Source organism: Butyricimonas sp. RTP31003st1_G1_RTP31003_210430 (assembly GCF_040920905.1).
GTDB lineage: Bacteria > Bacteroidota > Bacteroidia > Bacteroidales > Marinifilaceae > Butyricimonas > Butyricimonas paravirosa.
This window is the reverse complement of sequence record NZ_JBCOSQ010000086.1, coordinates 1-4,375: the sequence shown is the minus strand read 5'-3', so window position 1 is coordinate 4,375 and position 4,375 is coordinate 1. Positions and strand designations below refer to the sequence as shown.

4 protein-coding genes and 1 pseudogene are annotated in these 4,375 nt (G+C 41.7%); all 5 read right to left on the bottom strand.

The genetic code is table 11. The features are described 5' to 3' along the window. Positions 1–388, bottom strand: a 388-nt coding sequence (locus AB5542_RS18990) for an STN domain-containing protein (protein WP_368243338.1), incomplete at its 3' end; no start/stop codon positions are given. A 179-nt stretch (positions 389–567) separates the two neighbouring features. Further along, positions 568–1,695: a FecR family protein gene (locus AB5542_RS18985; protein ID WP_158571995.1), complete on the bottom strand. Its 1,128-nt coding sequence runs from the start codon at positions 1,693–1,695 to the stop codon at positions 568–570. Positions 1,696–2,153: 458 nt separating this feature from the next. After that, positions 2,154–2,705, bottom strand: coding sequence for an RNA polymerase sigma-70 factor (locus tag AB5542_RS18980; protein WP_087419380.1), 552 nt, complete (start codon positions 2,703–2,705; stop codon positions 2,154–2,156). Positions 2,706–2,857: 152 nt separating this feature from the next. Further along, the gene (locus AB5542_RS18975) at positions 2,858–4,195 is read right to left on the bottom strand and encodes a MutS-related protein (RefSeq protein ID WP_279038697.1); all 1,338 of its coding nucleotides are present in this window, start codon (positions 4,193–4,195) and stop codon (positions 2,858–2,860) included. Continuing rightward, a pseudogene (locus AB5542_RS18970) lies at positions 4,192–4,375 on the bottom strand (DNA mismatch repair protein); the annotation flags it as partial. The gene AB5542_RS18975 and the pseudogene AB5542_RS18970, both read right to left, overlap by 4 nt.

Here is a 4,375-nt window from a genome sequence, read left to right as displayed (position 1 = left end):
CAGTACCAGTTAATGTTACTTGTTGTGCTTTTTCAATTTTTGCAGCAGCTTTACGAATAACAACCACGTTATTCGTCAGCTCGTATTCCAAGCCTGTCCCTTCCAAGCATTTCTTCATTGCCTCATCTACCGTGACATTTTTAATCTGGACATCCTTTCTCGGAACATTCTTCAAATCGTCGTTACTAAACATGAAACTCAAATTCGTCTGTCGTTTAATCTCGTTAAACACCTCTGATAAAGAAGCATTCTTCATGTCAATCGTAACCCGATTCGTGTTCTGTTGAGCAAATGAAAACGATACCGTCACCAGCACAACATTCACAAATAATAGTAGCCGGCACAGCCAACGGGGAAAACCCCGCAAACTCTCATGATGTTTTTTCATAAAAATAATTTGTTTGATTTTACATTCGTCTGTTATCTATCCTTAGTCTCAATTCTATTTGCGGTAGAAATGAGTTCCCTTTTTTTTCTTGTTCTAATTATTTTCCATAACTTTGTATTGATTTTACATTTGTCTGTTATCAGGCATTTAAGAGAGTGGTATTTGCGGTACTACTCTCTTTATTTTAAGATCACATTATTCCCATTTACCTCAAAAGAGACTCTTCGAATCTTCTCCATCAGGTCAAATATCTCCGAAACCTCCTTGTATTTCACAATATCCATCGAGAAACGCAATTCTTTGAGTTCCGAACTTGCGTAAAACACGTTGAAATCATACCACCTTTGCAACTCGTTCATGATATCCTCCAAACGAGCGTCCGTGAACACGATCCGCCCCACTTTCCAAGCGACAAATTCATCCGTATTCACCTTCGTAACCGCTATATTTCCAGTATTATCAACTTTCGCTTGTTCTCCCGGCACAATACGATGCACGTTATTTTCACTCTTCACCTCAACTCTACCCTTCACCAAAGTCGTCAAGAACTCTTTCTCGCCAGAGTATGCCCTTACTCCAAACTCTGTTCCTAACACCGAGACATCAGCCCTATCCGTTCTCACAATAAACCGACGCTTGTTCTCGTGCTTAACACTGAAATAAGCTTCGCCTTTTAACCAAACCAGTCTCTCTTCTGATCCGAAATGAACGGGCATTCGCAATTCCGACTCAGAATTCAAATAAACCACGGTTCCGTCTTCTAATCGAACAATATATTCTCCACCTCTCGGAATCTCAATAACCGTGTAACTATTTTCCGCTACAACCACGTCGTTATTTTTCATGAAATTCAACGTATCCTGCTGATTAATCATCGTGGACAACCCGTCATTCACACATACCGTAGTGTCACCGAAAAGTGCAACCCGCTCTCCCGTTGATAATGTAACCACTGCTTTAGATCCTCCCACCTTTATCTCTTGATGTGCTAAAGGTAATCCTGACCGTTTCTCCACAGAACCCATCATATACCAAATAAACCCTCCTAACATTAAAGGGAAAATAATCGCCGCCGCAACACGATACACCTGCAAACGAATCTTACGAGACCTCACTTCCACCGTTTTTCTCTTTATTTGTTTCCATCCCGCATCCCGCAATAGCCGATTATGATCTCCCACCGCCTTCTTTAAATACATCTCCGAATGCAAACTCTCGAAAAAATTCCTGTTTTGTTCAGAAGCATTCAACCACCCATCCAACTCACACCGCTCCCCTTCAGAAATCTCTTTCAAAAGTGCTTTCATTATTAATTTTTCTATTCTCTTACTATCCATATTCATGCTATCAGATGTATCTTATTTCCTATTTGAAAATCCATTTTTAATTATTTCTATATTAAGAACTCCAAAATGCATGAAAGGTAGTATTCCGAATCTGATTTTTTTTCAATAAAAATCATGTTATGATAAAAATCAAGACAAAATTACAACTAGGATCATAAAAATCAATCACTTAAATCTTTAAATATACATATATTGCGTGAAAAAAAATCAGATCACCAAGGCATACGGCCCGACACCCACTCTTCCGCTCATAATCAACCACATCATACTCTCTACCAGATAACAGTACCGGTTTCCTCACAGTAAATCAGCGCTCTCCCATGAAATTTTGTTACCAAAATTTCATCAAAAAGTTCTCAAAATTGCACAAAAGTCTCTTGGCAAATAGTCTATCCATAATAAATACAACGCACAAATAATTAAACTCCACAGAATATGGCAGAAAGTAGCAAATCCTTCAACCGTCCTCTTAAATAATTATTTGCGTTCGTCTTGTGCTTTTTAATTGTAGTGATTGCGATATGCAATTCTTCCGCAATTTCCTTGTGGCTCTTACCTTCCAGACTTTTCATATAAACATTCCTGCAAGCATCCGGGAGTTCCTCGAAAATATCATTTATCAAAGCGTAAATCTCAGCCTCGATCATCTGGTGTACGAACGATTCCTCTGTCTCTTCCACCTCGAAACCCTCCATACGTTTCTCTTTCCTTTGGGTATCCCGAATATAAGTCAGGCAATGATTCCGAACAACCCGGTACAGATAAGTCTTCAATTGCATCTCGTTCTCGAACCGATCCCCCTTCTCCCACAATTTGACAAAAACATCCTGCAACAGATCACAAGCCACCTCCTCATCCTTCACGTAACGCATGGCGAAATACTTCAAAGCGGTAAAATACTCTTCGTACACCTCTTTAAACTTCTTTCTCTCTGATAAACAGATCAAGCCAACCTCAATTTCATTCAACATCTATCTTGCATTACGTTTTGACGAACACAAATATAATCACATTAAAAGTAAAAAAGCGAATAGAAATCAATTTATAATTGCGAACAAAAAAAATATCCCGAGAACAATTACTATTCCCGGGATCAATATATTATTCTGAAATCTTTATCTGACTAAGAGGCAACCTCTCCTTTAATAATCTCGATAATCTTCTCGTTATTAATAATAATCATACCGTGTTTATCACTCGTGATTCCCGGCTCCAACTTGTAAGTATATGTTGGCAACTTACCTTTCATCACGGTCGGGAGATACTCGAACGTCACGTTATCACAACGTTTTCCGAGTTCCTGTCCCACCTCGATAATGTGGGTAGAAACCATAAACGCGCAATTCTTTCTCTCGGCAATCGCCTCCGTGACAGCCAGTGTCGCGTCGAAAGCATCTTTCACGTTCGTACCCTTGAACAACTCGTCGAAAATCACGATCAAGCGTTTGTCACGACTCACCTCGATAGCGACCTTCTTCACGCGAAGAACCTCCGCGTAGAAATGACTGTAACCCAAGTTAATATTATCTGGCACGTTAATAGACGTGTACATTCCATCTTGAATACGGAACTGCATGGAAGTTGCCGCCACGGGGAAGCCCATGTGAGCCAGGTACACCGCAATACCGAATGACTTCATCAACGTGGACTTTCCAGCCATGTTAGCACCCGTCAGGAAGAACACGTTCTTCGTGGCCGTCACCTCCAGGTCGTTAGAGATCGCCCCGTCAATACGAGGATGGTGCAACCCCTTCATGGCAACCAGGATCTCCCCGTCATCAGCTGCCTCCGCAAAACAGAAGTTTCTCTCCCTGGCCACGCTACCTACAACCACGTTCACGTCAATCTCCTGCAATAACTCGATCACTTCCTTAAAATTCTTGTGAGAAACACACCGCAAATTCCGGTCAAAACAAATCATATCCATCAAACCGGGATTCTCCCGACGAGAATTCTCCAACAACTTCGTCACCCGGCTATCGCTCAACAAAGCTTTTCCACGCTCCGCGATCTTTTGGAAAGGATTCCCGGCAACGTCACGTCCCAACTCGTCAAAATAAGTCCGGGCCTTCCGAAAAAATTCAATCGATGTCACGATACGATCCCGGATAATCCCGAATTCCGGGTCATGGCTGATGTAAAACATGGCTTTTGCCCGCGCAATTTGCAACATGTTCATAAAAGCACGCTTTCCACTAGCCCCGGCAATATATTGTTCCACGACATCAAACTCGTCCTTCCCGAAAGGAAAACCGAAATCATGATCTCTAAAATAACGGAACACGGCTGAACGCTCGTTGATTGACTTCGCGTCTGTCAACGGGTGCAGGAACATGTCCTCCATCTTGCGCTCACCTCCCCGGGTGATCGTCCCGACATACAAACTGTAAACGGAATTATTCTTGTATTTCCCCAGAAGATTCAGGTCATCTAGGGTCTGTTTATCTGTCTCAAAACTCATGCTTCTCCATTTTTAATGATTTCGATAATATGTTCGTTATTCACGATCATCATACCATGACGATCATCCGTGATACCGGGAGCTAGCGTGTAGGTATAAACAGGCTTACTTCCCTCCATCTTGGTCGGCAAATAAACGAAATTTATGTTATCACACCTTTCTTTCAGTACCTCTCCCGCC